Origin of the sequence: Nocardioides asiaticus (assembly GCF_040049175.1) — a bacterium.
Taxonomy (GTDB): domain Bacteria; phylum Actinomycetota; class Actinomycetes; order Propionibacteriales; family Nocardioidaceae; genus Nocardioides; species Nocardioides cheoyonin.
The window spans coordinates 305,750-331,018 of record NZ_JBDZDM010000005.1; the positions used below are offsets into that span (position 1 = coordinate 305,750).

Genomic DNA, 25,269 nt, shown 5'->3' on the forward strand with positions numbered 1-25,269 from the left:
ATGACGACGAAGAAGGACCTGGTCGAGGCCCACGCGTTCAGCCGTCGCCGGCTGGTCACCGCGTTCGTCTCCGGCGCGCCCGGTGGCCGGGAGGTCGAGCCGACCCGGCCCGGCCGCACCATCGTGGGCGGGGTCGCCCTCGCCGTGCTCCTCGTCGCGGGCGCCGCGATCGGCTCCGTGCTCGCCCCGCGCGCCTCTGACGACTGGGACTCCCGCGGCCTGGTCGTGACGAAGGAGGGGGAGAGGTACGTCGTCACCGAGGACAACGGCGACCTGCGCCCGGTCATCAACCTCACCTCGGCCCAGCTGATCCTCGGCCTCGAGCCGCCCACGTCGGTGGTCTCCCAGGAGACGGTCGACGGCGAGACCCCCGGCGCGACGATCGGGATCGACGGCGCGCCGGAGGCGCTTCCGCGCCCGAGCGAGTTCGTCGAGAGCGGCTGGACGGCGTGTACGTCGGACGGCCAGGGCATCGCCGTCGACATCGAGGGCGACCCGGCCGTGAAGAACGCGCCGACCACGGGGTTCCCCGTCACGACCAAGGACGGCAAGGACTGGCTGATCGCGGAGAGCGTCGGCAGCGACGGCGTCGCCCGCGCCTACCGCTTCCAGCTGCCGGGAAAGCCGGCCGCCGTGCTCAACGGCGTCTTCGGCTCCTCGGTGAGCCCGATGACCGTGCCCGACCGCTGGCTCGCCCTCTTCGACCAGGGCGACCCGCTGACGTCGTCGAGCTTCGACTACACCGACGCCGGCAGGCCCTCCGACCTCGCCGGGAAGGACGGCGTCCCGGAAGGCGCCAAGGTCGGCATGCTGGCGACCTACCAGGGCAAGAGCTACCTCGTAGCGCGCGACGGCCTGCTCGCCCTCACCGAGTTCGAGGCGACCGTCTACGCCAACACGCAGGTCGCGGGCGCCGGAGCGACCCCGGACTCGATCGAGCTCGATCGACAGCCCCTGGACCTGGTCGATGAGAAGCTGCCCGCCACCTGGCCGGCGAGCGACCTGACCCCGGTCGTCGGCGCGATGTGCGCCCGACTCGTGGCGGCCCCGGGCGAGGACTCCTCGGTGCGGCTCGGCGTCGACCCCGGCACCACCGCGTGGCCCGAGACGCCGCCCGCGGCCGCCGCCGTCCAGCAGCACGTCGAGCCCGGCGCCGGCGCCTTCGTCTACTCGGGGAGCGGATCTGACGAGAAGGGGCTGATCCCGTGGATGGTCGACGGCCGCGGGGCGGCCAACCAGGTCGGCGACGCGACCAGCGTCGCCAACCTCGGGCTCGGCTCCTACGACGCGCCGGTCGTGAGCGACGCCTGGATCGAGGTGCTCGGCCGGGGCGTCGAGCTGTCCACGGACCTCGCGCTCTGCCCGCCGGGCTCCACGACCAAGAAGGGCTCCTCCGAGTGCGCGCCCAGCGGCACCTGACCGCGGCCGCCGCGGTCCTCCTCGCCCTCGGCACCGGCGCCGGGTCGGCGGTCGTCGGTGTCGTGACCGCCCCGCCGGCGTACGCCGCGGAGAGGTCGGTCCCGTGCCGGTCCGTCGCCACGGTGGACGACGCCGGCGTGAAGAGCGTCGACCTCAGCTATCCCGACCCGTACGACGAGATGCGGATCGCCGACGCACAGCGGGCGGTCGGTCGTACGCCGGGCAGCGGCGTGACGGTCGCCGTCCTCGACTCCGGCATCTGGCCGGGGGTCGCGGCGCACGTCCTGCGACCGTCGTTCAAGCCGAGCCAGACGCCGGGGAAGTACTACCACGGCACCACGGTCGCCGGGCTCATCGCCGGGAAGGCGACCGGCGGCGCCCCCGGTGGGATCGCTCCGGGCGCGACGCTGATCGACCTGCCGGTCAGCACCGCGCCGCAGACCGGCGACGAGGAGCCCGCGGTCTCGCGGCCCTCGGTGGAGGCGGCGCTGCACTACCTCAACGCGACGCGGTCGAAGTACTCCCACCTCGTCGTCAACCTCTCCGTCGAGTTCGACACGGGCAGCCCGGTGCTGCGGCGGGAGATCAGACGACTGGTGCGCAGCGGCGCGATCGTGGTGGCCGCCGCCGGCAACCGGACGGAGTCCGAGGAGACCACCTCGCCGACGCCGAGCGCCGGTCCCGCGGACGCCCGCGACCAGGTCTTCCCGGCGGCCTACCCCGGTGTCGTCGCCGTCGGCGCCACCCTCACGGAGGGGATGTCCGGCGACGTCAGCCAGTACGTCGTGCCGAACTCCGCCACCGACGTCGCCGCGCCCCCCGTCGGCGCGCACTCCTACACGCTCACGGGCCGGCCGTGCATCGTCGACGAGCCGACCACCTCGTGGTCGACCGCGGAGGTCAGCGGCGTGCTCGCGCTGCTCGCCTCGGCGTACCCCAAGGCGAGCGCCGGCGAGATCGTCGACCGGCTGCTCCGGACCGCGAGCGGCCGTGAGGACGTCCCCGGCCGCTACACCGGCGCCGGCGTCGTCCAGGCCTACGACGCCGTCACCCGGCCGCTCGACGACGGCAGGACCGCGGCCCCGGCGCCGGTGGCGCGCGCCAACCTCGGCCGGCCGGAGCGCGACGTCCTCCGCGGGACCCGCCATGCGGCGCTCTGGTGGGGCCTCGTCGGAGGCGGGGCGCTCGTCCTCGGGCTGGTGCTGCGGCCGCTGCTCTCGCGCCGGCGACGCTGAGCCGGACGCAGCGGCCGCGATGTGATGCGGCCGAAACCATGCGCGGCGAGAATGCCGTCGGGAGGTGCAGCATGCACACAGCGGAGCCCGGCGCCGTCACGGCCACCGACCTCGAGATCGCGGTGCTCGGCCCGCCGCGCCACCCCTCGCCGCTGGCGAGCACGCTCGTCGAGCGGCGCAGCTCGCTGCACTGGGTCGACGAGGGCGACCGGGTGCTGTTCGACGACACCCTCGGGATCGCCGCGGGTCGCGACGTGCCGATCAGTCTGCTGCCGTCGATGGAGCCCGGCGGGCCGCGCCGTCGGCTCTACTTCGACCCCGCCACCGCGCGGGCCGGCGTCGTCAGCTGCGGCGGGCTCTGTCCCGGGATCAACGACGTCGTACGCGGCCTCGTGCTGCAGCTCGCGCAGTACGGCGTACGCACCGTGCTCGGCTTCCGCAACGGCTACCTCGGGCTGGTCCCGCCGCTCGGCGAGGAGCCCTTGGAGCTGACCCCGGCGTCGGTCCGCGGCATCGACCGGCAGGGCGGCTCGCTGCTCGGCACCTCCCGCGGGGCGCAGGACCCGGAGGCGGTCGTCGACACGCTGCAGCGGCACGGTCTCGACATGCTCTTCGTCATCGGGGGCGACGGGACGCTGCGGGGCGCCGCCGCGATCGCCGCGGCCGCCCGTGCGCGGCGGGCGGACATCGCCGTCGTCGGCGTACCCAAGACCATCGACAACGACATCCCCTACATCGACCACAGCTTCGGCTTCCAGACCGCGTTCGCGCGGGCGGCCGAGTCGATCCGTGCCGCGCAGGTCGAGGCCGCGGCCACGCCGTACGGCGTCGGGCTGGTCAAGCTGATGGGCAGGCACTCGGGCTTCATCGCCTGCTACGCCTCGCTGGCCTGTCACGACGTCGACGTCGTGCTGGTGCCCGAGGTGCCGTTCACGCTCGACGGGCCGCGCGGCGTCCTCGAGTTCGTACGCCGCAAGGTCGAGGAGCAGGGGCACGCGGTCGTCGTCCTCGCCGAGGGGGCGGGGCAGGACCTCGTCCCACCCGACGGCGCGGGCGCCGCGGACGCCTCCGGCAACCTGCGGCTCGCCGACATCGGCGGCCTGCTGCGCCGCCGGCTGACCGAGCACTTCGCCGAGCATCGGATGGGGCTCAACCTGCGCTACGTCGACCCCGGCTACGCGATCCGCAGCGTCCCGGCGAACGGGTACGACGGCGTCTACTGCACCAGGCTCGCGCACGCCGCCGTCCACGCGGCGCTGTCCGGGCGGACCGAGATGATCGTCGGCCGCTGGCACGGCCGCTTCGTGCACCTCCCGATCGCGCTCGTCACCGGCGTACGCAACGTCGTGGACCCCGAGGGCGACCTGTGGCTCACCGTCCTCGAGACCACCGGGCAGCCGCCGGTCTTCGACGGCTGAGACGCGAAGCTGGTGCCGGTCGGCCCTCGATCTGCTCGATCGGCTGCCGTACGACACCAGCTTCCTCGCCTGGCGGAGGATGCGGGATTCGAACCCGCGAGGGCTGTTAACCCAACCCGCTTTCCAAGCGAGCGCCATAGGCCTCTAGGCGAATCCTCCGCGGAGGAGGGTACCGGTGCGCCGGTGCCGGAGCGAAATCGCGTCGGGGCCGCCGGCCCGGCTTTGGAGTGGCCGCCGGTGCTCACCTAGACTCCAGGGCAACCCCCCGTGTGGCGGCATCTCGCCGAATCCCCCAGGGCCGGAAGGCAGCAAGGGTAAGTGAGCTCTGTCGGGTACGCGGGGGGCCTCCTGCATTTCGCGGGCTCGACCTCCGGCCAGAGGTGGCTCGGCCGGCGTACACCTGCGCGGCCGGAGGCCGCTACCAGGTGTCGGTGGGGATGGTTAGGGTTTCTGACGTGGACTCACCCCTCGCCCTCTACCGCCGCTACCGGCCCGAGACGTTCGCCGAGGTCATCGGCCAGGACCACGTCACGACGCCGCTGCGCAACGCGCTGGCGAACAACCGGGTGAACCACGCCTATCTGTTCTCGGGCCCGCGCGGCTGCGGCAAGACGACCAGCGCGCGCATCCTCGCCCGGGCGCTGAACTGCGAGAAGGCGCCGGTGGCGGACCCGTGCGGGGAGTGCGACAGCTGTCGCGACCTGGCCCGTGGCGGGCCGGGGTCGATCGACGTCATCGAGATCGACGCCGCCTCCCACAACGGCGTCGACGACGCCCGCGACCTGCGGGAGAAGGCGTTCTTCGCCCCGGTGAGGAGCCGCTACAAGGTCTACATCATCGACGAGGCCCACATGGTCACGGCGCAGGCGTTCAACGCCATGCTGAAGCTCGTCGAGGAGCCTCCCCCGCACCTGCGGTTCATCTTCGCCACCACCGAGCCGGACAAGGTCATCCCGACGATCCGGTCGCGGACGCATCACTACCCGTTCCGGCTCTTCCCGCCCAAGCTGGTCGCCGACTACATCGCCACGCTGTGCGAGAAGGAGGGGATCGCGGTCGAGCCGGCGGCGCTGCCGCTGGTGGCCCGTGCTGGTGGCGGCTCGATGCGCGACAGCCTCTCGGTCATGGACCAGCTGCTCGGCGGTGCCGGTCCGCAGGGGGTCACCTACGAGCTGGCCGTCGGCCTGCTCGGCTACACCCCCGACTGGCTGCTCGACGAGGTGGTCGACGCGTTCGCCGCCCGCGACGGCGCCGCCGTCTTCGGTGTTATCGACAAGGTCATCGAGACCGGCCAGGACCCGCGCCGCTTCACCGAGGACCTCCTCCGCCGGCTGCGCGACCTCGTCATCGTCGCCGCCGTCCCCGACGCTCCGGCCAGTGGGCTCGTCGAGGTCTCCGAGGACGCCGGCGAGCGGCTGGTGGCCCAGGCCAACCGGTTCGGAGTGCACGAGCTCTCCCGCGCCGCCGACATCGTCGCGACCGGGCTGACCGAGATGCGTGGGGCGACGGCTCCGCGGCTGCTGCTCGAGCTCGTCTGCGCGCGGGTCCTGCTGCCCGGCGCCGACCACGGCACCGAGGGGCTCGCCGCACGGCTCGACCGGCTCGAGCGCCGGGTCGATATCAGCGGCACCCCGTCGCCGGCCCCGGCTCCCGCCCCGGCCGCTCCCGCGCAGGACCGCCCGGTCCTCAAGCCCTCGGTGGGCGCGCCGCGCAGCGGTGATTCCGCACCCGTTCCCGACGAACGATCGGTTGCCCCGCCACCGCCACCCACCGCCGGCGGTGAGCCTGCAACCGTTCCCGACGAGCGATCGGTTGCTGCGCCACCGCCGCCCGAGGAGGGCCACCCCGAGACCGCCCACCCGGAGCCCGAGCCGGCCCAGCCGGCCACGGGCGGCCTCACCCTTGTCGACGTACGCCGACTGTGGCCGGACGTCGTCGAGGCGGTGAAGACGAGGCGGCGGATGGCGTGGATCCACCTCACCCAGAACAGCCAGGTGGTGGCGCTCGACGGCAACGTCCTGACGCTCGGGTTCACCAACCCCGGCGCGCGCGAGTCGTTCGTCAACGGCCGCTCCGACGAGGTAGTCAGGCAGGCGGTGATCGACGTCGTCGGCGCCGACTGGCGGATCGAGGCGATCGTCGACCCCGGCGCCCAGGCGGGCGGGCCCCCGCCCGAGCCGCCACGGGGGAGCGCCCCGCCGACGCCACCCGGGTCGGGGTCACAGCCCGGACCGCCGGGTGGGGCGCCGCCGGGCGACCCGGGCAGTGACCCCGCCGCGATCGCGAAGGCGCGTGGGGCGATCCGCCCGACCCGCACCGGTGAGCAGCCGCCGTCGGTCGAGGACCGCGCCGCGCGGCTCGCCCAGGCCGATGCCGACGCCCACCCCGACGACCTCGATGCCGACGTCGAGGTGCTCGGCGGCGCCGAGCTGCTCCAGCGGGAGCTCGGCGCCCAGATGATCGAAGAGATCCGCCACCAGTAGGAGGACCAGATGAGTCAGAACCCGTTCGAGGGGCTGGGCGGCGGCCTCGACCTCAACGCGCTGCTCCAGCAGGCCCAGCAGATGCAGGAGCAGCTGGTCTCGGCGCAGGACAAGCTCGCCGAGACGATCGTCGAGGGCACCGTCGCCGGCGGCGCGGTGACCGTGAAGGTCAACGGCATCGGCGAGCTGGTCGGCGTGGACATCAAGCAGGGTGAGTTCGACGGCAGCGACCCCGACGACCTCGAGGACCTCTCGGCCGTCATCGTCGCCGCCTACCGCGACGCCAAGGCCCAGGCCGACGCACTCGCCAGCGAGTCGCTCGGCCCGCTCGCGGGCGGCGGACTGCCCGGCGGGCTCCCCGGCGGGCTCCCTGGCGGGCTCCCCGGCGGTCTGCCCGGTGCCGGCGGCGGATCGGGCGAGACGCCCGGCAAGCTGGGCTTCTAGAGAGCGGGCAGCGTTGTACGAAGGTGTCGTCCAGGATCTCATCGACGAGCTCGGCAGACTGCCGGGCGTGGGTCCGAAGAGCGCGCAGCGGATCGCGTTCCATCTGCTGCAGGCCGACCCGGCCGACGTACGCCGGCTCGCCGACGTGCTCGTCGAGGTGAAGGCGAAGGTCAAGTTCTGCTCGGTCTGCTTCAACGTGTCCGAGGAGGAGACCTGCCGGATCTGTCGCGACCCGCGGCGCGACCCGAGCGTGCTGTGCGTGGTGGAGGAGTACAAGGACGTCGTGGCGATCGAGCGGACCCGTGAGTTCCGCGGCCGCTACCACGTGCTCGGCGGCGCGATCAGCCCGATCGACGGGATCGGCCCCGACCAGCTCCGGATCCGCGAGCTCGTGCAGCGGCTCAACGACCCCGCGATCACCGAGGTCATCCTCGCCACCGACCCCAACCTGGAGGGCGAGGCGACGGCGACCTACCTCACCCGCCAGCTGGGCCCTCTGGGGCTGAAGGTGACCCGACTGGCCAGCGGGCTTCCCGTAGGCGGAGACTTGGAGTACGCCGACGAGGTCACGCTCGGGCGGGCATTCGCAGGAAGGCGGGCAGCTGAATGACGACACCGACGCCGGGAGAGACGACTCTCGACCCCCAGACCAACGGGTTCGCGATCCAGATCGCGGACTCCGTGGAGAGCTTCCTGCTCGCGATCCGGGCGATCGCCTCGGAGGGTGACCGCGGCAGCGCCGTACCCCTGCTGCTCCTCGAGGTGAGCCAGGTGCTCCTCGCCGGAGCCCGTCTGGGGGCCCACGCGGACTTCGAGGTGCGGGAGGAGTACCAGCCCGACGTCGGCCCGGAGGTCGACGTCGACGAGCTGCGGCTGCGGCTCGCCGAGCTCCTCGGCTCCCTCGACACCTACAGCTTCGTCTTCGACCCGTACGAGCCGGAGGTCGTGATCAGCCAGATCTCCGACGACCTCGCCAGCGTCGTCGCCGACGTCGAGAACGGCCTGCGCCACTTCAAGCGTGGCGACATCGCCGAGGCGCTGTGGTGGTGGCAGTTCAGCTACGTCAGCAACTGGGGCAACCTCGCGGGGGCGGTGCTCAACGCGCTCGTGACGGTCGTGTCGCACGACCGGCTCGACGCCGAGTTCACCGGCGAGGAGGAGGACCTCGCCGCGGCCAATGAGATGCTGGAGGGGGAGGACCCCTCGGCAACGTAGAATTCGGTGAACCCTACGCACCGAACCCGAGGACCATCAGTGGGCATTGTCGTCCAGAAGTACGGCGGCAGCTCCGTCGCCGACGCTGCCGGCATCAAGCGGGTCGCGCAGCGCATCGTCAACACCAAGAAGCAGGGCCACGACGTCGTCGTCGTGGTCTCCGCCATGGGCGACACGACCGACGAGCTGCGTGACCTCGCCGAGCAGGTGACCCCGCTCCCGCCGCCGCGCGAGCTCGACATGCTGCTCACCGCCGGCGAGCGGATCTCGATGGCGCTGGTCGCGATGGCGATCGCCCAGCTCGGCCACGAGGCCCGCTCGTTCACCGGCTCGCAGGCCGGCGTGATCACCGACTCGGTGCACGGCAAGGCGAAGATCATCGACATCAAGCCCGGCCGGATCGAGACCGCCGTCAAGGACGGCGCCATCGCCATCGTCGCCGGCTTCCAGGGTGTCTCGCAGGACACCAAGGACGTCACCACCCTCGGCCGCGGCGCCTCCGACACGACGGCGGTCGCGCTCGCGGCGGCGCTCGGCGCCGAGGTCTGCGAGATCTACAGCGACGTCGACGGCGTCTTCACCGCCGACCCGAGGATCGTCGAGACCGCGCGCAAGCTCGACCGCGTCTCCACCGAGGAGATGCTCGAGCTGGCCGCCTCGGGTGCGAAGATCCTCCACCTGCGGTGCGTCGAGTACGCCCGCAACTACGACATGCCGATCCACGTCCGCTCCTCCTTCTCCACCAAGGAGGGCACCTGGATCATCCCCGACAGCGCACTGGCAGGAGAAGAGACCATGGAGCAGGCGATCATCGCCGGCGTGGCCCACGACCGCTCGGAGGCCAAGGTCACCGTCGTCGGCGTCCCCGACAAGGTCGGCGAGGCCGCGCGTATCTTCGAGACGCTCGCGGCGGCCGAGATCAACATCGACATGGTCGTGCAGAACGTGTCCGCGGCCGCCACCGGGCTCACCGACATCTCGTTCACGCTGCCGCGCAACGACGGCCAGACTGCCATGGGCGCGCTCGCCCGGCTGCAGTCCGAGATCGGCTACGACAAGCTGCTCTACGACGACCAGATCGGCAAGGTCTCTCTCATCGGGGCCGGCATGCGCTCCCACCCGGGGATCACGGCGAAGTTCTTCTCCGCCCTCGCCTCGGCCGGGGTCAACATCGAGATGATCTCGACCTCCGAGATCCGGATCTCCGTCATCGTCGACGAGGCGCAGGTCGACACCGCCGTCCAGGCCGCCCACACCGCGTTCGACCTCGACGCCGACGAGGTCGAGGCGGTCGTCTACGGAGGGACCGGCCGATGAGCGAGAAGCGGGTCAACATCGGGGTCGTCGGCGCCACCGGCCAGGTGGGCGTCGCGATGCGGCAGATCCTCGCGGAGCGGAAGTTCCCGGTCGGCGAGATCAGGTTCTTCTCCTCCCCGCGCTCGGCGGGCAAGGTGCTGGAGTTCGAGGGGCCCGGTGGTCGGCAGAGCGTCGTCGTCGAGGACGCCGAGACCGCCGACCCGACCGGGCTCGACATCGCGCTCTTCTCCGCCGGTGCGGGCGCCTCCCGCGCGCTGGCGCCGAAGTTCGCCGCCGCCGGCGTGATCGTCATCGACAACTCCTCCGCCTGGCGCAAGGACCCCGCGATCCCGTTGGTCGTCGCGGAGGTCAACGCCGCTGCGATGGCGCCGGTGATCGAGGCCCGCCAGGGGATCGTCGCCAACCCGAACTGCACGACCATGGCGGCGATGCCGGTCCTCAAGCCGCTGCACGACGCGGCCGGCCTGACGCGGCTGGTCATCTCGTCCTACCAGGCCGTCTCCGGCTCCGGGATCGCCGGCGTCGAGGAGCTGGCCACCGAGGTCTCCGCGGCCGGCGAGAAGGCCCGCGAGCTGGCGTACGACGGCGAGAGCGTCGCCTTCCCCGAGCCGGTCACGTACGTCGACACGATCGCCTACAACGTCCTCCCCATGGCCGGCTCCATCGTCGACGACGGGTTGAACGAGACCGACGAGGAGCAGAAGCTCCGCAACGAGTCCCGCAAGATCCTCGACATCCCCGACCTGCCGGTCTCCGGCATCTGCGTTCGGGTCCCGGTCTTCACCGGCCACTCGCTGTCGGTCAACGCCGAGTTCGGTGAGGAGATGACCCCCGAGCGCGCCCGCGAGCTGCTCGCCGGCGCCCCCGGCGTGGAGCTCCGCGACGTCCCGACACCGCTGTACGCGGCCGGCAAGGACCCCTCCTACGTCGGTCGGCTCCGTCAGGACGAGGGTGTCCCGGGCAACCGCGGGCTGGCGATGTTCATCGCAGGCGACAACCTCCGCAAGGGCGCGGCGCTCAACACCGTGCAGCTCGCGGAGATCGTCGCCGCTGCCCTCTGAGCGGTCCGCCCGGCCTCACAGCCAGTCGGCGAACGCGGCCGGCACCCCGAGCTGGTCGAACGCGCCCTCGTCGCGGATCCGGGACGCGGCGGTGGCCAGCGACGCGTACGCGACCAGCGCCAGCCTGCCCCCGACGCTGATCCGGCGTACGCCGGCCCCCGCCAGCTGCGCGACGGTCAGGTCCGCCGGCGCGAGCACGTTGACGGGCCGCGCCACGGCCTCGCAGACCGCGCGGATCTCGTCGAGGGTGCGCAGCCCGGGCGCGAACAGCACGTCGGCCCCGGCCTCCTCGTAGGCCTGCATCCGCGTGATCGTGTCGTCGAGGGCGGGGTTGCCGCGGATGTGGTTCTCGGCGCGGGCGGTGAGGACGAAGGGTACGTCGAGCGCGCGGGCGGCCTGCGCCGCGGCGGCGACCCGCTCGGCGGCCAGGGCGAGCGGGTAGAGCCCGTCGACGGGGTCGAAGTCCTCGATCGACCCACCGACCGCGCCCGCGCCGGAGGCCGTGGTGACGGCGAGCGCAGCGTCGGCGGGCCGTGGTCCGTAGCCGTTCTCCAGGTCCATCGCGACCGGCAGGTCGGTCGCCTCGTCGAGCACGCGGGCGTGCGCGGCCACCTCGTGGAGCGCGACGCTGCCGTCGGCCCGGCCGAGTCCGAACGCGAAGCCGGAGCTGGTGCTCGCGATCGCCGGGAAGCCCAGAGTCGTGAGGACCCGGGCGGAGCCGGCGTCCCAGGCGTTGGCGATGACGAAGGTCCCGCGCTCGTGGAGCGCGCGGAACGCCTCGCCCTTCTGCTGCTGGCGTGATCCCATGCCTCGACCCTGGCACCCGGGCGGGCGACCTCGCACGCGGGTTTCGGACGGGTCAGCCGGTCACGTCGCGTCGATGTAGCGCACGCTCACCCATCGGGCCAGCACGAAGGAGGCCACCGCGAGGACGACGATCACCACGGCGCCCCACAGGGAGTCGACGTGGTCGGTCAGGAACAGGATCGACAGCACCGAGACCAGCCCGGTGCCGAGGAAGCCGATGCTGAACGGGGACGGCGTGCCGAAGGCGCGCAGCAGCAGCCCTCCGCCGACCACCCCGATGACGAAGATGCCGAGCAGTAGGGGGAAGCCGGCCCGACCCAGCGACGTCGTCCCGCGGGCGGCCTGGCTGAGCTGCTCGCAGCCCCAGACCGACACGACGAGCCAGAGGCCGACGACCAGGCCGGTCACGGCCGCGGCCGTGTGTCCGTCGAGCGGGAGCTCACGGGCCGGTCGGGGCGCCTTCGGCGGCTTCGGGACGCGTCCCGCCTTCGCGGGCTTCTCGTCGGGCCCGGGCTGCTCGGGCTCCGCGGCCTGCTCGGGCCCGGCGGCCTGCGCGGGGAGCACCTGGGTGGGCTCCTCGCCCGGCTCCTTCGGCTTCCAGCGGTCGTCGTCCACCGGCTCGAGTCGGGCGGTGTCAGCGGTATCCGGCGTCTCCTCGGCGGGCTCGGTCCGCTCGTCGCGCGAGTCGTCCGCCGGCGTACGCCCCGCCTTCTCCTTCTTCCGCCGGAAGCCCAGCTTCGGCGGCTCGAGCCGGTTGCCGAGATCGTTGCCCATGCGGGCCAGTGTTCCACGGGTCGCGGGCCGACCCGGAGACGTCAGAGGCCGGCGCCGCGCGCGGCGAGGCGCCGCTCCTCCTGGGGTACGACGTCGCGGGAGTGCTCCACGAGCGTGCGCGCCACCCGGCTCAGCGGCCGGCCGCGCCGCCACGCCATGACGACGACCTCGGGCGCCGTCGACTGCTGCAGCGGCCGGGTGACCACCGGCAGCCCCTCGGACGTCATCCTCATGGCCGGACGCTGGAGCAGGAGCGTCCAGCCCAGGCCGCGGCCGACCAGGGACCGGACGGTCTCGATGTTGGTCGAGCGGAAGCGTACGTCGGGCTCGACGCCCATCGACCCGAGCACGTTCAGGGCGTGCTGCTGCGTCACGGGCGTCGCGAGCAGGATGTAGGGCTCGTCGGCGAGGTCGCGGGCGTCGAGCGGGGTCTCGGGGTCGGCGGCGGCCCAGTGGTCGGCCGCGAGCAGGACGGCCGGGCTGCGGGTGCCGAGACGCACCCGCTCGGAGCCGACCGGCAGCATGTAGTCGTAGCAGACCAGGACGTCGATCAGGCCGTGGTCGAGCGCGTCGGTGAGGTCGTCCTGGCTGCCCTCGCGGAACGTGAGGTCGACGGCCGGATGCAGCTCGGTGAACGTCGAGAGGACGATCGGCAGGATCGTGGGGCCGAGGCTCTGGAAGCAGCCGATCGACACCGCGCCGGTGAGGTGCTCCGGTCCCACCCGGGTCTCGTGCAGGAAGTCGTCGGCCGTGTGAAGGACCGCGCGGGCGCGCTCGAGCACGTAACGGCCGGTCGGCGTGAGCGCGACGCCGCGCGACCGCTGCCGGGTGAACAGCGTCTCGCCGAGCGCCTTCTCGAGCTGTCCGACGGCGAGTGAGACGGCCGTCGGCGAGAGGATCAGCTGCTCGGCGGCGCGGGTGATCGTGCCGCTCTCCGCCACCGCCACGAAGAGCTGGAGCTGGCGCAGCGTGAACGGCAGGTCGCCCTGCAGCGGAGCCTCCGACTGGGTGACCACCACCACTCCTTCCTCAGTTCAGCAGTGGAACTAGGCACGGATTCTGTGCTTGCAGCGAGTATGACGCACGCCACATGCTCGACGCACCCATCCCGGACGAGAGGAAGCGCAGATGTCCGCGCCAGTGGCCTTCACCCCCGAGCACGAGGAGTTCGCCTCGTGGGTCAGGGACTTCGCCGCCGAGTTCAGCGACGGCTACAACGACCGCGCCCACAGCGACGAGTTCCCCTGGGACCTCGGCCGCGCCATGGGGAAGCAGGGCCTGCTCGGGCTCGGCACCTCGGAGGAGCGGGGCGGCCAGGGCCTGCTCGGTGACGAGCTCACCAAGACCCACCTCGGCATCGCCCACGAGGAGCTGGCGTACGCCGACTTCTACCTCAGCCAGCTCGCCTACACGTGCAACCTGACCGCGCCGCTGCTGGAGCGGTTCCTGCCGTCCCACCGTGCCGACGAGTACGTCCCCGGCATCGTCAACGGCGACCACGTCGTCGCGCTCGGCCTCACCGAGCCGGGCAGCGGCTCCGACGCCGCCGCCATGCGGATGAAGGCGACCCGCGTCGAGGGCGGCTGGAAGCTGAACGGCGAGAAGACCTCGATCACCTTCGCCCCCCACGCCACCGCGATGATCACCTTCGCCAAGGTGGTCGACGAGAGCACCGGCGAGGGCGGGATCACCGCCTTCCTCGTTCCTCTGGCCCAGGACGGCGTGACGATCCAGAGGTTCGCCGACCCGGGCTGGCGCCCGCTCGGTCGCGCCGCGGTCTTCCTCGACGACGTGGTCGTCCCCGACGACCTGGTCATCGGCGGCGTCGGCAACGGCTTCAAGCTGGTCATGAAGGAGTTCGACTACACCCGCTCGGTCATCGGCCTCATGTCCTCCGGCGTGGCCCGCAAGGCGCTCGACCTCGGCATCTCCTACGCCCGCGACCGCAAGGCGTTCGGCAGGCCGATCGGCGCCAACCAGGGCGTCAGCTTCCCGATCGCCGAGCAGGCCACCAAGCTCGAGGCCGCCCGCTGGCTCTGCTATCGCGCGCTCTCGCTCGCCGACCTCGGGAGGTCCTTCACCAGGGAGGCGGCGATGGTGAAGTGGTGGGTCACCGACGTCTCCCTCGAGACGATCCGCCAGGTCGTCATCCTGCACGGCCACACCGGCTTCGCCGAGGAGATGCCGCTCCAGGCGATGCTCCGCGACGTCTCCGGCCTCGAGATCGGCGAGGGCACCCCCCAGATCCAGAAGCTCGTCATCGCGCGCAGCCTGATCGGGCGGGAGACGGTGGGATGACCGAGCAGCAGACCCAGCAGCCGGCCGGCCCGCTCGCCGGCGTACGCGTCGTCGACCTGACCCAGGCCCTCGCCGGCCCGTTCACGACCGCCCTCCTCGCCGACCTGGGCGCGGACGTGGTCAAGGTCGAGCCGCCGCGCGGCGACATGCTCCGCAACGTCGGGCCCTTCCATCCCGACGACGAGCGCCGGCCGTACGGCGCGGTCTTCGGCAACGCCAACCGCAACAAGCGCAGCCTCGTGCTGGACCTCAAGGCCCCGGAGGGGCGCGAGGTGCTCCTCGAACTGGTCGACGGCGCCGACGCCGTCGTCGAGAACTTCTCGCTCGGCGTCATGGACCGCCTCGGCCTCTCGTACGAGACGCTCGCCGAGCGCAACCCGAAGCTCGTCTACACCTCGATCCGCGGCTTCGGAGACACCCGCGGCGGCGAGAGCCCGTACGCCGACTGGCCGGCCTTCGACATCGTCGCCCAGGCCATGGGCGGACTGATGTCGATCACCGGCCAGGACCGCGACAGCCGGGTCCGGGTCGGGTCGGGGATCGGTGACACCGCCGCCTCCCTCTTCGCCGTCTACGGCACCCTCGCCGCGCTCTTCGAGGCGCAGCGCTCCGGGAAGGGTCAGTACGTCGACGTCGCGATGGTCGACGCCGTGCTCGCGCTCTCCGAGGTCGTCGTCAACAACTACGCCTACACCGGCATCGCGCCCGAGCCGATGGGCAACCAGCTCAACGGGTTCGCGCCGTTCGACGTCGTACCCACCAAGGACGGCGAGGTCGCCCTCGGCGCCCCGCACCGCGCGCAGTGGGTCAAGCTCTGCGCCGCGATGGAGCGCGAGGACCTCGTCGACGACCCGCGCTACGCCACCGACCACGCCCGCTGGCTGCACCGCGAGGAGGTCTACGAGGTCCTCAACGAGTGGACCTCGCGGCACTCCACCGAGGAGCTGGTGGACCTGCTCGCCGGACAGGTGCCGCTCGGCCCGGTCAACACCGCGGCCGACATCTTCGCCGACCCGCACTTCCGCACCCGCGAGATGCTCCCGACCGTCGAGGTCCCGGGCACGGCCGACCGGGTGTCGGTGACCGGGGTCGTGCCCAAGCTGTCCCGCACCGCGGGCGGCGTACGCCATCGGGCCCCGCTCGTCGGCGAGCACACCGCCGAGATCCTCCGCGGCCTCGGGTACGACGAGGCCCGCATCGCCGCGCTCACCGACGCCGGCGCCACCACCGTCCCGACCGCCGTCCCCACCGAGACTCCCGAAGGAGCCGTCCGATGAAGATCACCCGGATCGACCTGATCCCCGTCTCGACCCCGATGGTCAAGCCGTTCAAGATGCCCGGCACCAACATCACCCACATCCACAGCCTCGTGCTGCGGATCGAGACCGACGAGGGCGTCGTCGGCGTCGGCGACTCGGGCGACACCTCGAGCTGGTACCGCGGGGAGACCCCCGACTCCATCGCCGCGATGATCCGCGACCACATCGCGCCCCGCTTCCTCCTCGGCCAGGACCCGCTCGCGATCGAGAAGATCGTCGGCCAGATGGACACCTTCGTCCGCGACAACAACCAGGCCAAGGCGCTGGTCGACTTCGCGCTGCACGACCTCAAGGGCAAGGCCTTCGGGATGCCGGTCTACGAGCTGCTCGGCGGGAAGACCACGGACGGCTCGGTCCAGGGCTGGGTCGCTGGCGCCGGCTCCGCCGAGGAGCTCGCCGCGGAGGCCCGCCGCGCGCTCGACGCCGGCTTCGCGCTGGTCAAGATCAAGTCCGGCGGCGACCAGGCCGCCGACGTACGCAACGTGGCGGCGGTCCGCGACGAGATCGGCGACGACGTACGCCTTGTCCTCGACGTCAACGGCTTCTGGAACTACGACCAGGCGCTCACCACCATCCGCAGGCTGGACGGGTACGGCCTGTACTGCATCGAGCAGCCGCTGCCGCACTACGACATCGAGGGGCTCGCCAGGCTTCGTGACCGGGTCGGCACGCCGATCTTCGCCGACGAGTCCGCCCAGGAGCTGCACCACCTCAAGGAGATCATCGACCGCCGCGCGGCCGACGGCCTGTTCATCAAGCTGCAGAAGGCCGGCGGGCTCGTGAAGGCCCAGCGCTGGCTCACCATGGCCCGCCTCGCCGGCCTGCCGGTGATGAGCGGCTGCATGATCGGCTCCGGCCTCGAGGCCAGCCCGTCGGCGCACCTGATGATGTCGAACCAGTGGGCCTCGCAGTTCACCCACGAGAACCTCGGTCCGCTCATCATCAACAACCAGCTCGAGAACGCCGAGCAGGTCATCACCGAGGACATCGCCGACAACGTCCCGGTCTTCCGCGACGGCGTGCTCTACCCGAACGAGGGCCCCGGCTACGGCATCGAGCTCAACGAGGCCTTCATCGAGAAGAACCTCACCGCCGGCAAGCAGGTCACCACCCTCTCGGCCGACAGCAGCTCGACGGTCCTGGCATGACCACGACGGCACCCGGCCCTCTCGCCGGCCTGCGCGTGGTGGAGCTCGGCGGGCTCGGCCCGGCCCCGTTCGCCACGATGTACCTTGCCGACCTCGGTGCGGACGTCGTCCGCATCGACCGGTCGGGCGCGGGCTTCGAGATGCCGATCGACCCGACCCTGGACACGCTGCAGCGCGGCAAGACCCGGCTGACGCTCGACCTGAAGCAGGAGTCCGACCGCGAGGTCGCCCTCGCGCTGGTCGACGCCGCCGACGTCCTCGTCGAGTCCTACCGGCCGGGTGCCGCCGCACGGCTCGGGCTCGGCCCGGAGGAGTGCCGGACGCGCAACCCCCGGCTCGTCTACGCCCACATGACCGGCTGGGGGCAGGACGGCCCGCTCGCCCAGCGCGCCGGCCACGACCCGTCCTACATCGCCCTCACCGGCGCCCTGCACGCCATCGGCCGCGCCGGCGGCCCGCCCCAGCTCCCGCTGAGCCTCGTCGGCGACTTCGCCGGCGGCGCGATGTACCTCGTCGCCGGCATCCTCGCCGCCCTCGTCGAGCGGTCGGTCTCCGGCGAGGGCCAGGTCGTCGACGCCGCCATCGTCGACGGGGTCAGCCACCTGATGGCCAACCCCTACAGCCTGCTCGCGGGCGGCGCCTGGCGCGACGAGCGCGGCACCAACCTGATCGACTCCGGAGCGCCGTTCGTCGACGTGTACGAGTGCCGCGACGGCCGCCACGTCGCCGTCGCCGCCCTCGAGCCGCCGTTCTACGCCGCCTTGGTCGAGGGCCTGGGCCTCGACACCGCCGACCTCCCCGGCCAGTGGGACGTCGACGGCTGGCCGGTGCTCCGCAAGCACCTCGCCGAGGCGTTCGCGGCCCGCGACCGCGACGAGTGGGCCGACCACTTCACCGGCACCGACGCCTGCGTCTCCCCGGTGCTGTCGATGACCGAGGCGCCGCACCACGAGCACCTCGCCGCGCGCGGCACCTTCCTGGACCGCGACGGTCACCCCGAGCCCGCACCGGCGCCCCGCTTCGACCGCACGCCCGCCGGCGTACCGGCTCCGCCCCCGCCGCCCGGCGCCGCCGACCCCACCGACGTCCTCCGCGCCTGGTCAGCCACGCCGCGGACGGCCACGACCGAACCCACCCACGCCAACCACTCTGCGCGAGCGTCGGCCGCGTCCGACAGAACGAAGGTGAACCGATGACCACAACCGTCGCCGTCAGCGAGAGCCGGCCGGTCGAGGCGAGCGATCGCTCGGAGCTCCGCCGCGTGATCCTCTCCAGCTATCTCGGCAGCACGATCGAGATGTACGACTTCATCCTCTACGCGACCGCGTCGACGGTCGTGTTCGGACCGGTCTTCTTCGCCGACCTGGACCCGCTGTGGGGCACCGTGGCGTCGTACGCCCTCTTCGCCATCGGGTACATCGCCCGCCCGCTGGGCGGGGTCGTCTTCGGGCACTTCGGCGACCTCGTCGGCCGGAAGCGGATGCTGCTCATCGCCATGCTCGTCATGGGGCTGGCCTCCTTCGCGGTCGGGCTGGTGCCGGCGGTGCCGACCTGGGGCGCCCTGGCGCTGGTCGTCCTCCGCGCGGTGCAGGGCATCGCGATCGGGGGCGAGTGGGGCGGCGCGGCGCTGATGTCGCTCGAGCACTCCCCGACGAGGAGCCGCGGCCTGGCGGCCTCCTTCGCCAACGCCGGCGGTCCGGCCGGGGCCTTCCTCGGCACGGTCGCGCTGGCCCTCGTCGCGCTGCTGCCGAAGGACGAGTTCCTGTCGTGGGGCTGGCGCGTTCCGTTCCTCGCATCGATCGTGCTGCTGGCCGTCGGTCTCTGGGTCCGCTCGTCGATCTCCGAGAGCCCGGTCTTCCAGGCCGCGATGGAGCGGCAGGAGGAGCTCGAGGCCGAGCGCGCCACGCGCAAGCTGCCGATCGCCGAGGTCCTGCGTCGCCCCGGCACGCTGGTCGCCGTCGCGATCGTCGGCATGGGCGCCTTCGTGATCCAGGCGCTCTTCTCCACGATGGGCATCACCATCGCGGTCACGAACGGCGTCTCCGAGTCCCAGGGGCTGTGGGCGTTCGCGATCTCGCAGGCCGTCGCCGCGTTCACCATCCCCGTCTCCGCCGCGATCTCCGACCGGGTGGGCCGCCGGCCGGTCATGCTCACCGGCCTGCTGGCCACCGCGGCCCTCGGCTTCCCGGTCTTCCACCTGATGTCGTCCGGTTCCTGGCCGCAGGTGATCCTCGGGTTCCTCCTCGCCTGCCCGGTGCTGCAGTCGCTGACCTACGGCCCGCTCGCCGCGTTCCTGACCGAGAACTTCTCGACCACGTCGCGCTACACCGGTGCCTCGCTCGGCTACCAGCTGGCGAGTCTCCTGGGTGCGGGCTTCACCCCGCTCATCACCTCGTCGATCTTCGCCGCGCAGCACGGGACGTACGCCGGCGTCGGGCTGTTCCTCGTCGGCGGCGTGCTGGTCAGCGCGGTCGTCCTGGCCGTCGCGGCCCGGGAGACCCGCGGGCGCGACCTGGTCGCCGACGTAGCCTGAGAATCGACCCCCCATCCCCCGAAGGAGCAGCATGACCACGACCGCCTGGCACGAGAGCATCTACAGCGCCGGCTGGATCCCCGGCTCGGCCGGCACGCTCACTGTGACAGCACCGGCGACCGGCGAGGAGCTGGCCCGCGTCGGGCTCGCGGACGCCGCCGACCTCGACCGCGCCGTCGCCGGCGCCAAGGAGGCCCAGCGGGCCTGGGGCGGTGCGCCGTACGTCGAGCGCGCCGCGGTCCTCCGCAGGGCCGCCCAGCTGCTCGAGGCCGACCCGTCCCGGCTCGCCGGCTGGCTCGTCCCGGAGTCCGGCTCGGCGCAGGCCAAGGCCGCCTTCGAGGTCGGCCTCGTGGTCGAGGAGCTCTACGAGTGCGCCGCGGTCGCCTCCGCCCCGCCGGGCCAGCTGCTCCGCAGCGTCAAGCCGCGGCTCTCGTACGCCCGCCGAGTGCCGTACGGCGTCGTCGGGGTCGTCGCGCCGTTCAACTTCCCCGCGATCCTCGCGATGCGGTCGGTCGCGCCCGCGCTCGCGGTCGGCAACGCCGTCGTCCTCAAGCCCGACCCGCGTACGCCGATCGCGGGCGGGCTCGCGCTGGCCGAGCTGCTCGAGGAGGCCGGCCTCCCCGAGGGCGTGCTGCACGTGCTCCCGGGCGGCGCCGAGGTCGGGCAGGCGCTGGTCGCGCACCCGGACGTCCCGTGCCTCTCGTTCACCGGGTCGACGCCGGCCGGGCGGGCGATCGGGGAGGCGGCGGGGCCGCTGCTCAAGACCGTCCACCTCGAGCTCGGCGGCAACAACGCGCTGGTCGTCCTGCCCGACGCCGACGTCGCCGCCGCGGCGTCGGTCGGCGCGTGGTCGTCGTTCCTCCACCAGGGCCAGATCTGCATGACCGCCGGTCGTCACCTCGTCCACCGCTCGCTCGTGGACGAGTACACCGCGCTCCTCGCCGAGAAGGCCGACAAGGTCCCGGTCGGCGACCCCACGGACGGCGCGGTGATGCTGGGCCCGCTCATCGACGAACGGCAGCTCTCGCACGTCGACGGCGTCGTCAGCGACAGCGTCGCGGCCGGAGCCCGGCTCGTCGCCGGTGGGACCCACGAGGGCCTGCTCTACCGGCCGACGGTGCTCGCCGACGTCCCCCTCGACTCGCGCGCGTGGCAGGAGGAGATCTTCGGCCCTGTCGCCCCGGTGGTCGCCTACGACGACGTCGACGAGGCGATCGAGCTGGTCAACGGCTCGGAGTTCGGCCTCTCGGTCTCGCTCCTCACCTCGAACGCCTACGCCGCCGTCGAGCTCGCCGACCGCATCCACTCCGGCGCGGTGCACGTCAACGACAGCACCGTCGACGACGAGGCGGTCGCGCCGTTCGGCGGCATCAAGGCCTCGGGCGTCGGCGGCCGCTTCGGTGGCGCCGCCGCCAACCTCGAGACCTTCTGCGAGACCCAGTGGGTCACGGTGCAGGGACGCCCCGAGCAGTACCCGTTCTGAGGCCCGGTCCAAGGACACCCGGGCGGGTGACCACCGGCTCATCCGCCCGGGAACGGGTGCGCGGACGCTGGGGGCTCGAGAGCCTCCACTGAGCCCGAAATGACAGACGGACCCACGCGTTCGTGGGTCCGTCTCCGGTTGGTCGGGCTGACAGGATTTGAACCTGCGGCCTCTTCGTCCCGAACGAAGCGCGCTACCAAACTGCGCCACAGCCCGATCGTGACCTCCCGATCGACGGGGGCTCACAGGCACGTGAGCATATCCCAGCCGCGAGCCCCACCCGTAATCGGGGATCACCCGCGAGACAGTGCCGGATCGGCTCCGCGCTCGACCAGCGTCAGCATCGTCGCCTCCGGCCGGCAGCAGACCCGGACGCGGGCGTACGGCGACGTGCCGAGCCCCGCCGAGACGTGCAGCCACGCGGTGCGCCCGCCGGCGCTGTAGTAGTGCAGCCCGCGGGCGCGGGCCGTGTCGAGGTCGCAGTTCGTGGTGAGCGCCCGGCCGCCGGGCAGGCAGACCTGGCCGCCGTGGGTGTGGCCGGCCAGGATCGCGTCGTACCCGTCCGCGGCGTACTGGTCCAGCACCCGCAGGTACGGCGCATGAGCGACCCCGAGGCGTACGTCGGCGGCCGGGTCGGCCGGACCGGCGACGAGGTCCAGCCGGTCGTAGGAGAGGTGCGGGTCATCGACGCCGGCGAACGCGACCCGCACGCCCTTGACGGTCAGCGACGTGCGGGTGTTGGTGAGGTCGAGCCAGCCGGCGCGGCTGAAGCCGGCGGTGAGGTCGCGCCAGGGCAGCTGCGGCACGTCGGTACGCCGCTTGCCGTCGTCGGGCAGGAGGTACTTGACCGGGTTGCGCAGCCGGGGCTCGAAGTAGTCGTTGGACCCGTGCACGAACACGCCCGGCACGCGAAGGAGGCCCGACAGTGCGCCGAGGACGGCCGGGACGGCCCGCTGGTGGGAGAGGTTGTCGCCGGTGTTGACGACCAGGTCCGGCCCGGTGTCCATCAGGTCGGCGAGCCAGCGGATCTTCTTCCGCTGCGAGGGGACCATGTGGATGTCGGAGAGGTGCAGGACCTTCAGCTGGGGCGCGCCCGCGGGCAGCACCGGCACGGTCACCTGGCGCAGCACGTAGTCGCGCGACTCCCAGGCGGCGTACGCCGTCAGCGCGGCGCCCGCGGCGATCCCGGCGCCCGCGGTGGTGGCGAGAAACGGGCGGAGGCGCATGCGGCAACCCTGCCACAATGGGCCTCATGAGCGACCTCAAGGACCGCATCCGGACCGACCTCACCGCCGCGATGAAGGCGCGGGACGAGGTCCGCTCGTCGACGTTGAGGATGCTGCTCGCCGCGATCACCAACGCCGAGGTCGCCGGCAAGCAGGCCCGCGAGCTCAGTGACGACGACGTCGTGGGCGTCCTGTCCACCGAGGCCAAGAAGCGCCGGGAGGCGGCCACCGCGTTCGCCGAGGGCGGGCGGGCGGAGATGGCGGCCAAGGAGTCCGCCGAGGCCGCGGTCATCACCGAGTACCTCCCGGCTCAGCTCTCGGAGCAGGAGATCGCCGACCTGGTCACCCAGGCGATCGGCCAGGTCGGCGCCGCCGGCGAGGGGATGAAGGCGATGGGCAAGGTCATGGGCGTGCTCACCCCACGGACCAAGGGCCGCGCCGACGGTGCCGCCGTCGCCGCGGAGGTACGCCGACAGTTGGCCTGAGCGCTCGCCGTCTCAGGCCGATCCTCGGCCTCCTCAGTGGTGGCCGCCGCCGGGCGGGTTCCACGGGAAGTTGTTGCCGCCCCCGTTGCCGCCGCCGTTGCCGCCGCCACCGCGGTTCTTGCCCTTGTTCTTCTTCTTGGGCGGCGCCGGCTTCTCCCCCTTGGAGATGTAGAGCGAGACGGTGCTCCCGCTCGGCGCCTGGGACGAGGGGTAGGAGTAGGCGACCGTGCCGGGGGAGCAGGAGGAGTAGTCGCTGCCTCCGGTCGTCACGGTGAAGCCGGCCTTCTCCAGGGTGTCGGTCGCCGAGGAGACGGACAGGCAGCTCACCGACGGCACGGAGATCAGGACGCCCTTGACGTCGTTCGGGTTCGGCTTGGTGAACGGGATCGGGTCGAGGTACTGCGCCACCGGATGCATGGCGTCGGCCCACATCGGGCCGGCGAAGCCCGATCCGGACACCTCGTAGATGTAGCTGTTGTGGATCGTCTGACCCACCAGCGAGATCGGGTGGCCCTGCTTGTTGGCGCCGGCGATCATCGCGGCGGTCGCCACCTGCGGGGTGTAGCCCATGAACCACACGGACCGGCCGGACTGGGTGGTGCCGGTCTTGCCCGCCGACGGGATCGTCTTGCCGTCCGCGTCGGTGAGGTTGGTGTGGCCGAGGTCGTAGCCGAAGCCGCCTGGCTCCTGGACGCCGCGCAGGACGTCGTTGACCGCATCGGCGGTCGACTCAGGCATGACCTGCTTGCACTTCTTGGGGTACTCGCGGATGACGTTGCCGGCCGCGTCGAGGATCTTCGTCACCGGGTGCGGCTCGCAGAACTGGCCGCGGGCGCCGAAGGTCGCGTACGCGCCGGCCATCTCGAGCGGGCTGACGTCGACGATGCCGAGGGTGAAGGTCGGGTGCCGCTCGGACGCCGGGTCGGTGAGGTAGAGACCCATCGCCTTGGCGAGGTTGTAGGGCTTGCAGACGCCGGTCTTCTCCTCGAGCTGGGCGAAGTAGGTGTTCACCGACTCGCGGGTGCCGCGGTAGGCGTCCATCACGCCGTCGACGGTGGAGTTGCTGACGTGCCAGGTGCCGACGAAGTTCCCCGCGCCCGGGCAGTTGGCGTAGTTGGACTGCGGGATGTCCATCGTGTGCTGGGCGTTGAAGGTCTGGCTCAGCGGGATGCCCTGGGTGATCGCCGCCGCGAGGGTGAACACCTTGAACGTCGACCCCGCCTGGAAGCCGGGCGCGTTGCCGACCTCCCTGGGGATCGTGTAGTCGATGTAGGTCTCGCCCTTCTTGACGTTGGCGCCCATCGGGCGGGACTGGGCGAGTGCCAGCACGTTGCCGGTGCCGGGCTCCACCTCGGCGACGCCGCCGATCGCCTGGTCGGCGGCGTTGACGTGGTCGCGCACCGCCTTGGCGGCGGCGTCCTCGAACGCCGGCTTCATGGTCGTCTGGACCGTCAGGCCGCCGGAGTAGAGCTTCTTCTTGCGCGCCTCCTCGGTGTCACCGAGGGCGCTGTCCTGGAGCAGGTAGTTGACGACGTAGTCGCAGAACCACGGCGCGGTGGAGTTCACACACCCGTTGCGGGTGGGCGTGACGTGGAGCAGCAGCTTGCGCTTCTTGAGCTGCTCCGCCTTCGCCTGGGGGATGACCTTGAGCTGGGCCATCCGGTCGAGGACGACGTTGCGGCGCGCGATGGCGGCGTCGGGGAACGTCGTGGGGTCGTAGCCGCTGGGGTTCTTCACCAGCCCGGCGAGGGTCGCGGACTGCTGCCAGTTGAGCTTGTCGGCGTTGACGCCGAAGTAGTGCTTGGCGGCGGCCTGGATGCCGTAGGCCCCGTCCCCGAAGTACGCCGCGTTGAGGTAGTGCTCGAGGATCCAGTCCTTGCTGTGGTTCTGCTCGAGCGCGACGGCGTAGCGCAGCTCCCGCAGCTTGCGGGCGTAGCTGTCGTCGGTCGCCGCCTGCTGCAGCTTCTTGTTGGCGCCGGCCTGGTAGAGCAGGGTGATCTTGACCAGCTGCTGGGTGATGGACGACCCGCCCTGGACGACGCCGTTGTTGGCCTCGTTCGTGACGAAGGCGCGCATCGTGCCCTTGATGTCCAGCGCGCCGTGCTGGTAGAAGCGGTAGTCCTCGATCGAGACGATGGCCGAGGTCATCTTCCGCGAGATCTGGTTGAGCGGGCGGTAGACGCGGTTCTGGTCGTAGAGCGTCGTGATCAGGTCGCCCTTGGCGTCCAGGATCTTCGTCGTCTGGGCGAGGTCGCCGACCTCGAAGTCGGCCGGCAGCTTGTCCATCGTCTTGGCCGCGTCGCGCGCGCTGAGGCCGAGCAGGCCGGCGAACGGGATCGCCAGACCGGCGACGACGACACCGAGAACGGCGGCGACGGCGCACATCACGGCAAGGTGCTTGAGCACCTTGTGGACAGGGAAGACCGGCGCGGACATGCCGGCAAGAGTACCGGGGACCGGCGCCGATGCAGACTTCCGCGAAGCGCCCGGCGTACGGCGTCGACGGTGGCCGTATGAGGAGCTCCCTGAGCCGAGGGCCTGAGGTACCCCCAGGGTGACTAGTCATTTCGGACTACGGAACTTGGGTCGGATGGACCTGTCCTG

The 25,269-nt window shown here is 72.1% G+C and carries 21 protein-coding genes, 2 tRNA genes and 1 other RNA gene; 17 read left to right on the forward strand and 7 right to left on the reverse strand.

All coding sequences use genetic code 11. The features are described from left to right. The 3 genes from ABLE53_RS19005 (at position 1) to ABLE53_RS19015 (ending at position 4,072) form a co-directional block, all read left to right on the forward strand. Positions 1 to 1,419, forward strand: a complete 1,419-nt coding sequence (locus ABLE53_RS19005; RefSeq protein WP_348860713.1) for a type VII secretion protein EccB — start codon at positions 1 to 3, stop codon at positions 1,417 to 1,419. Beyond that, entirely contained in the window at positions 1,398 to 2,654 is a 1,257-nt protein-coding gene (locus ABLE53_RS19010; protein WP_348860714.1) for a S8/S53 family peptidase, read from the forward strand. Before ABLE53_RS19005 ends, ABLE53_RS19010 begins: the two co-directional genes overlap by 22 nt. A 71-nt stretch (positions 2,655 to 2,725) precedes the next feature. Then, complete coding sequence (locus ABLE53_RS19015) at positions 2,726 to 4,072, forward strand: ATP-dependent 6-phosphofructokinase (RefSeq protein ID WP_348860715.1); 1,347 nt, start codon at positions 2,726 to 2,728, stop codon at positions 4,070 to 4,072. A 70-nt stretch (positions 4,073 to 4,142) separates the two neighbouring features. Here ABLE53_RS19015 and ABLE53_RS19020 read toward each other — a convergent pair. Then, positions 4,143 to 4,231 (reverse strand) — tRNA-Ser (locus tag ABLE53_RS19020). 100 nt (positions 4,232 to 4,331) lie between these two features. Here ABLE53_RS19020 and ffs point away from each other — a divergent pair. The 7 genes from ffs to ABLE53_RS19055 all read left to right on the forward strand — a co-directional run bounded on the left by ffs (position 4,332) and on the right by ABLE53_RS19055 (position 10,592). Further along, positions 4,332 to 4,421, forward strand: an RNA gene (gene ffs / locus ABLE53_RS19025) — signal recognition particle sRNA small type. Between the two features lie 88 nt (positions 4,422 to 4,509). Further along, positions 4,510 to 6,555, forward strand: coding sequence for a DNA polymerase III subunit gamma and tau (locus ABLE53_RS19030; RefSeq protein ID WP_348860716.1), 2,046 nt, complete (start codon positions 4,510 to 4,512; stop codon positions 6,553 to 6,555). Between the two features lie 9 nt (positions 6,556 to 6,564). Next, positions 6,565 to 6,999: a YbaB/EbfC family nucleoid-associated protein gene (locus tag ABLE53_RS19035; protein ID WP_348860717.1), complete on the forward strand. Its 435-nt coding sequence runs from the start codon at positions 6,565 to 6,567 to the stop codon at positions 6,997 to 6,999. 13 nt (positions 7,000 to 7,012) lie between these two features. Further along, positions 7,013 to 7,609 (forward strand): recombination mediator RecR, encoded by a 597-nt coding sequence (gene recR, locus ABLE53_RS19040; RefSeq protein ID WP_348860718.1) that lies wholly within the window; start codon positions 7,013 to 7,015, stop codon positions 7,607 to 7,609. Continuing rightward, positions 7,606 to 8,214 carry a DUF5063 domain-containing protein gene (locus ABLE53_RS19045; RefSeq protein WP_348860719.1) on the forward strand — a complete coding sequence of 203 codons (609 nt, stop codon included), beginning with the start codon at positions 7,606 to 7,608 and terminating at the stop codon, positions 8,212 to 8,214. The genes recR and ABLE53_RS19045 overlap by 4 nt, the downstream gene beginning before the upstream one ends. 39 nt (positions 8,215 to 8,253) lie before the next feature. Beyond that, positions 8,254 to 9,531 (forward strand): aspartate kinase, encoded by a 1,278-nt coding sequence (locus ABLE53_RS19050; RefSeq protein ID WP_348860720.1) that lies wholly within the window; start codon positions 8,254 to 8,256, stop codon positions 9,529 to 9,531. After that, entirely contained in the window at positions 9,528 to 10,592 is a 1,065-nt protein-coding gene (locus ABLE53_RS19055; protein WP_348860721.1) for an aspartate-semialdehyde dehydrogenase, read from the forward strand. The genes ABLE53_RS19050 and ABLE53_RS19055 overlap by 4 nt, the downstream gene beginning before the upstream one ends. A gap of 15 nt (positions 10,593 to 10,607) precedes the next feature. Here ABLE53_RS19055 and ABLE53_RS19060 read toward each other — a convergent pair whose 3' ends face one another. The 3 genes from ABLE53_RS19060 to ABLE53_RS19070 are packed head-to-tail and all read right to left on the reverse strand — an operon-like array spanning position 10,608 to position 13,189. Continuing rightward, entirely contained in the window at positions 10,608 to 11,399 is a 792-nt protein-coding gene (locus ABLE53_RS19060) for an isocitrate lyase/PEP mutase family protein (RefSeq protein ID WP_348860722.1), read from the reverse strand. A gap of 60 nt (positions 11,400 to 11,459) precedes the next feature. Beyond that, a complete protein-coding gene (locus ABLE53_RS19065) occupies positions 11,460 to 12,173 on the reverse strand; it encodes a hypothetical protein (protein ID WP_348860723.1) in 714 nt (237 codons plus the stop codon). A 41-nt stretch (positions 12,174 to 12,214) separates the two neighbouring features. Next, positions 12,215 to 13,189 carry a LysR family transcriptional regulator gene (locus ABLE53_RS19070; protein ID WP_348860724.1) on the reverse strand — a complete coding sequence of 325 codons (975 nt, stop codon included), beginning with the start codon at positions 13,187 to 13,189 and terminating at the stop codon, positions 12,215 to 12,217. A 112-nt stretch (positions 13,190 to 13,301) separates the two neighbouring features. On the opposite strand from ABLE53_RS19070, the gene ABLE53_RS19075 reads away from it, so the two are divergent. Genes ABLE53_RS19075 through ABLE53_RS19100 form a run of 6 tightly spaced genes read left to right on the forward strand, consistent with a single transcriptional unit; the run spans position 13,302 to position 20,954 of the window. Further along, on the forward strand, positions 13,302 to 14,471 hold the full coding sequence (locus tag ABLE53_RS19075) for an acyl-CoA dehydrogenase family protein (protein ID WP_348860725.1): 1,170 nt from the start codon (positions 13,302 to 13,304) through the stop codon (positions 14,469 to 14,471). Further along, positions 14,468 to 15,748 carry a CaiB/BaiF CoA transferase family protein gene (locus tag ABLE53_RS19080; protein WP_348860726.1) on the forward strand — a complete coding sequence of 427 codons (1,281 nt, stop codon included), beginning with the start codon at positions 14,468 to 14,470 and terminating at the stop codon, positions 15,746 to 15,748. The genes ABLE53_RS19075 and ABLE53_RS19080 overlap by 4 nt, the downstream gene beginning before the upstream one ends. Further along, positions 15,745 to 16,938, forward strand: coding sequence for a mandelate racemase/muconate lactonizing enzyme family protein (locus tag ABLE53_RS19085; protein ID WP_348860727.1), 1,194 nt, complete (start codon positions 15,745 to 15,747; stop codon positions 16,936 to 16,938). The genes ABLE53_RS19080 and ABLE53_RS19085 overlap by 4 nt, the downstream gene beginning before the upstream one ends. Then, positions 16,935 to 18,134 carry a CaiB/BaiF CoA transferase family protein gene (locus tag ABLE53_RS19090; protein ID WP_348860728.1) on the forward strand — a complete coding sequence of 400 codons (1,200 nt, stop codon included), beginning with the start codon at positions 16,935 to 16,937 and terminating at the stop codon, positions 18,132 to 18,134. Before ABLE53_RS19085 ends, ABLE53_RS19090 begins: the two co-directional genes overlap by 4 nt. Further along, positions 18,131 to 19,471, forward strand: a complete 1,341-nt coding sequence (locus ABLE53_RS19095; RefSeq protein ID WP_348860729.1) for an MFS transporter — start codon at positions 18,131 to 18,133, stop codon at positions 19,469 to 19,471. Before ABLE53_RS19090 ends, ABLE53_RS19095 begins: the two co-directional genes overlap by 4 nt. A 31-nt stretch (positions 19,472 to 19,502) precedes the next feature. Beyond that, on the forward strand, positions 19,503 to 20,954 hold the full coding sequence (locus ABLE53_RS19100) for an aldehyde dehydrogenase family protein (protein ID WP_348860730.1): 1,452 nt from the start codon (positions 19,503 to 19,505) through the stop codon (positions 20,952 to 20,954). Positions 20,955 to 21,093: 139 nt separating this feature from the next. On the opposite strand, the gene ABLE53_RS19105 is transcribed toward ABLE53_RS19100, so the two are convergent. Continuing rightward, positions 21,094 to 21,170, reverse strand: a tRNA-Pro gene (locus ABLE53_RS19105). A 77-nt stretch (positions 21,171 to 21,247) separates the two neighbouring features. Further along, positions 21,248 to 22,180 carry a metallophosphoesterase gene (locus ABLE53_RS19110; protein WP_348860731.1) on the reverse strand — a complete coding sequence of 311 codons (933 nt, stop codon included), beginning with the start codon at positions 22,178 to 22,180 and terminating at the stop codon, positions 21,248 to 21,250. Positions 22,181 to 22,206: 26 nt separating this feature from the next. On the opposite strand from ABLE53_RS19110, the gene ABLE53_RS19115 reads away from it, so the two are divergent. Further along, positions 22,207 to 22,665 carry a GatB/YqeY domain-containing protein gene (locus ABLE53_RS19115; RefSeq protein ID WP_348860732.1) on the forward strand — a complete coding sequence of 153 codons (459 nt, stop codon included), beginning with the start codon at positions 22,207 to 22,209 and terminating at the stop codon, positions 22,663 to 22,665. A gap of 33 nt (positions 22,666 to 22,698) precedes the next feature. On the opposite strand, the gene ABLE53_RS19120 is transcribed toward ABLE53_RS19115, so the two are convergent. After that, positions 22,699 to 25,101, reverse strand: a complete 2,403-nt coding sequence (locus ABLE53_RS19120; protein ID WP_348860733.1) for a penicillin-binding protein — start codon at positions 25,099 to 25,101, stop codon at positions 22,699 to 22,701. Positions 25,102 to 25,269 lie beyond the last annotated feature (168 nt).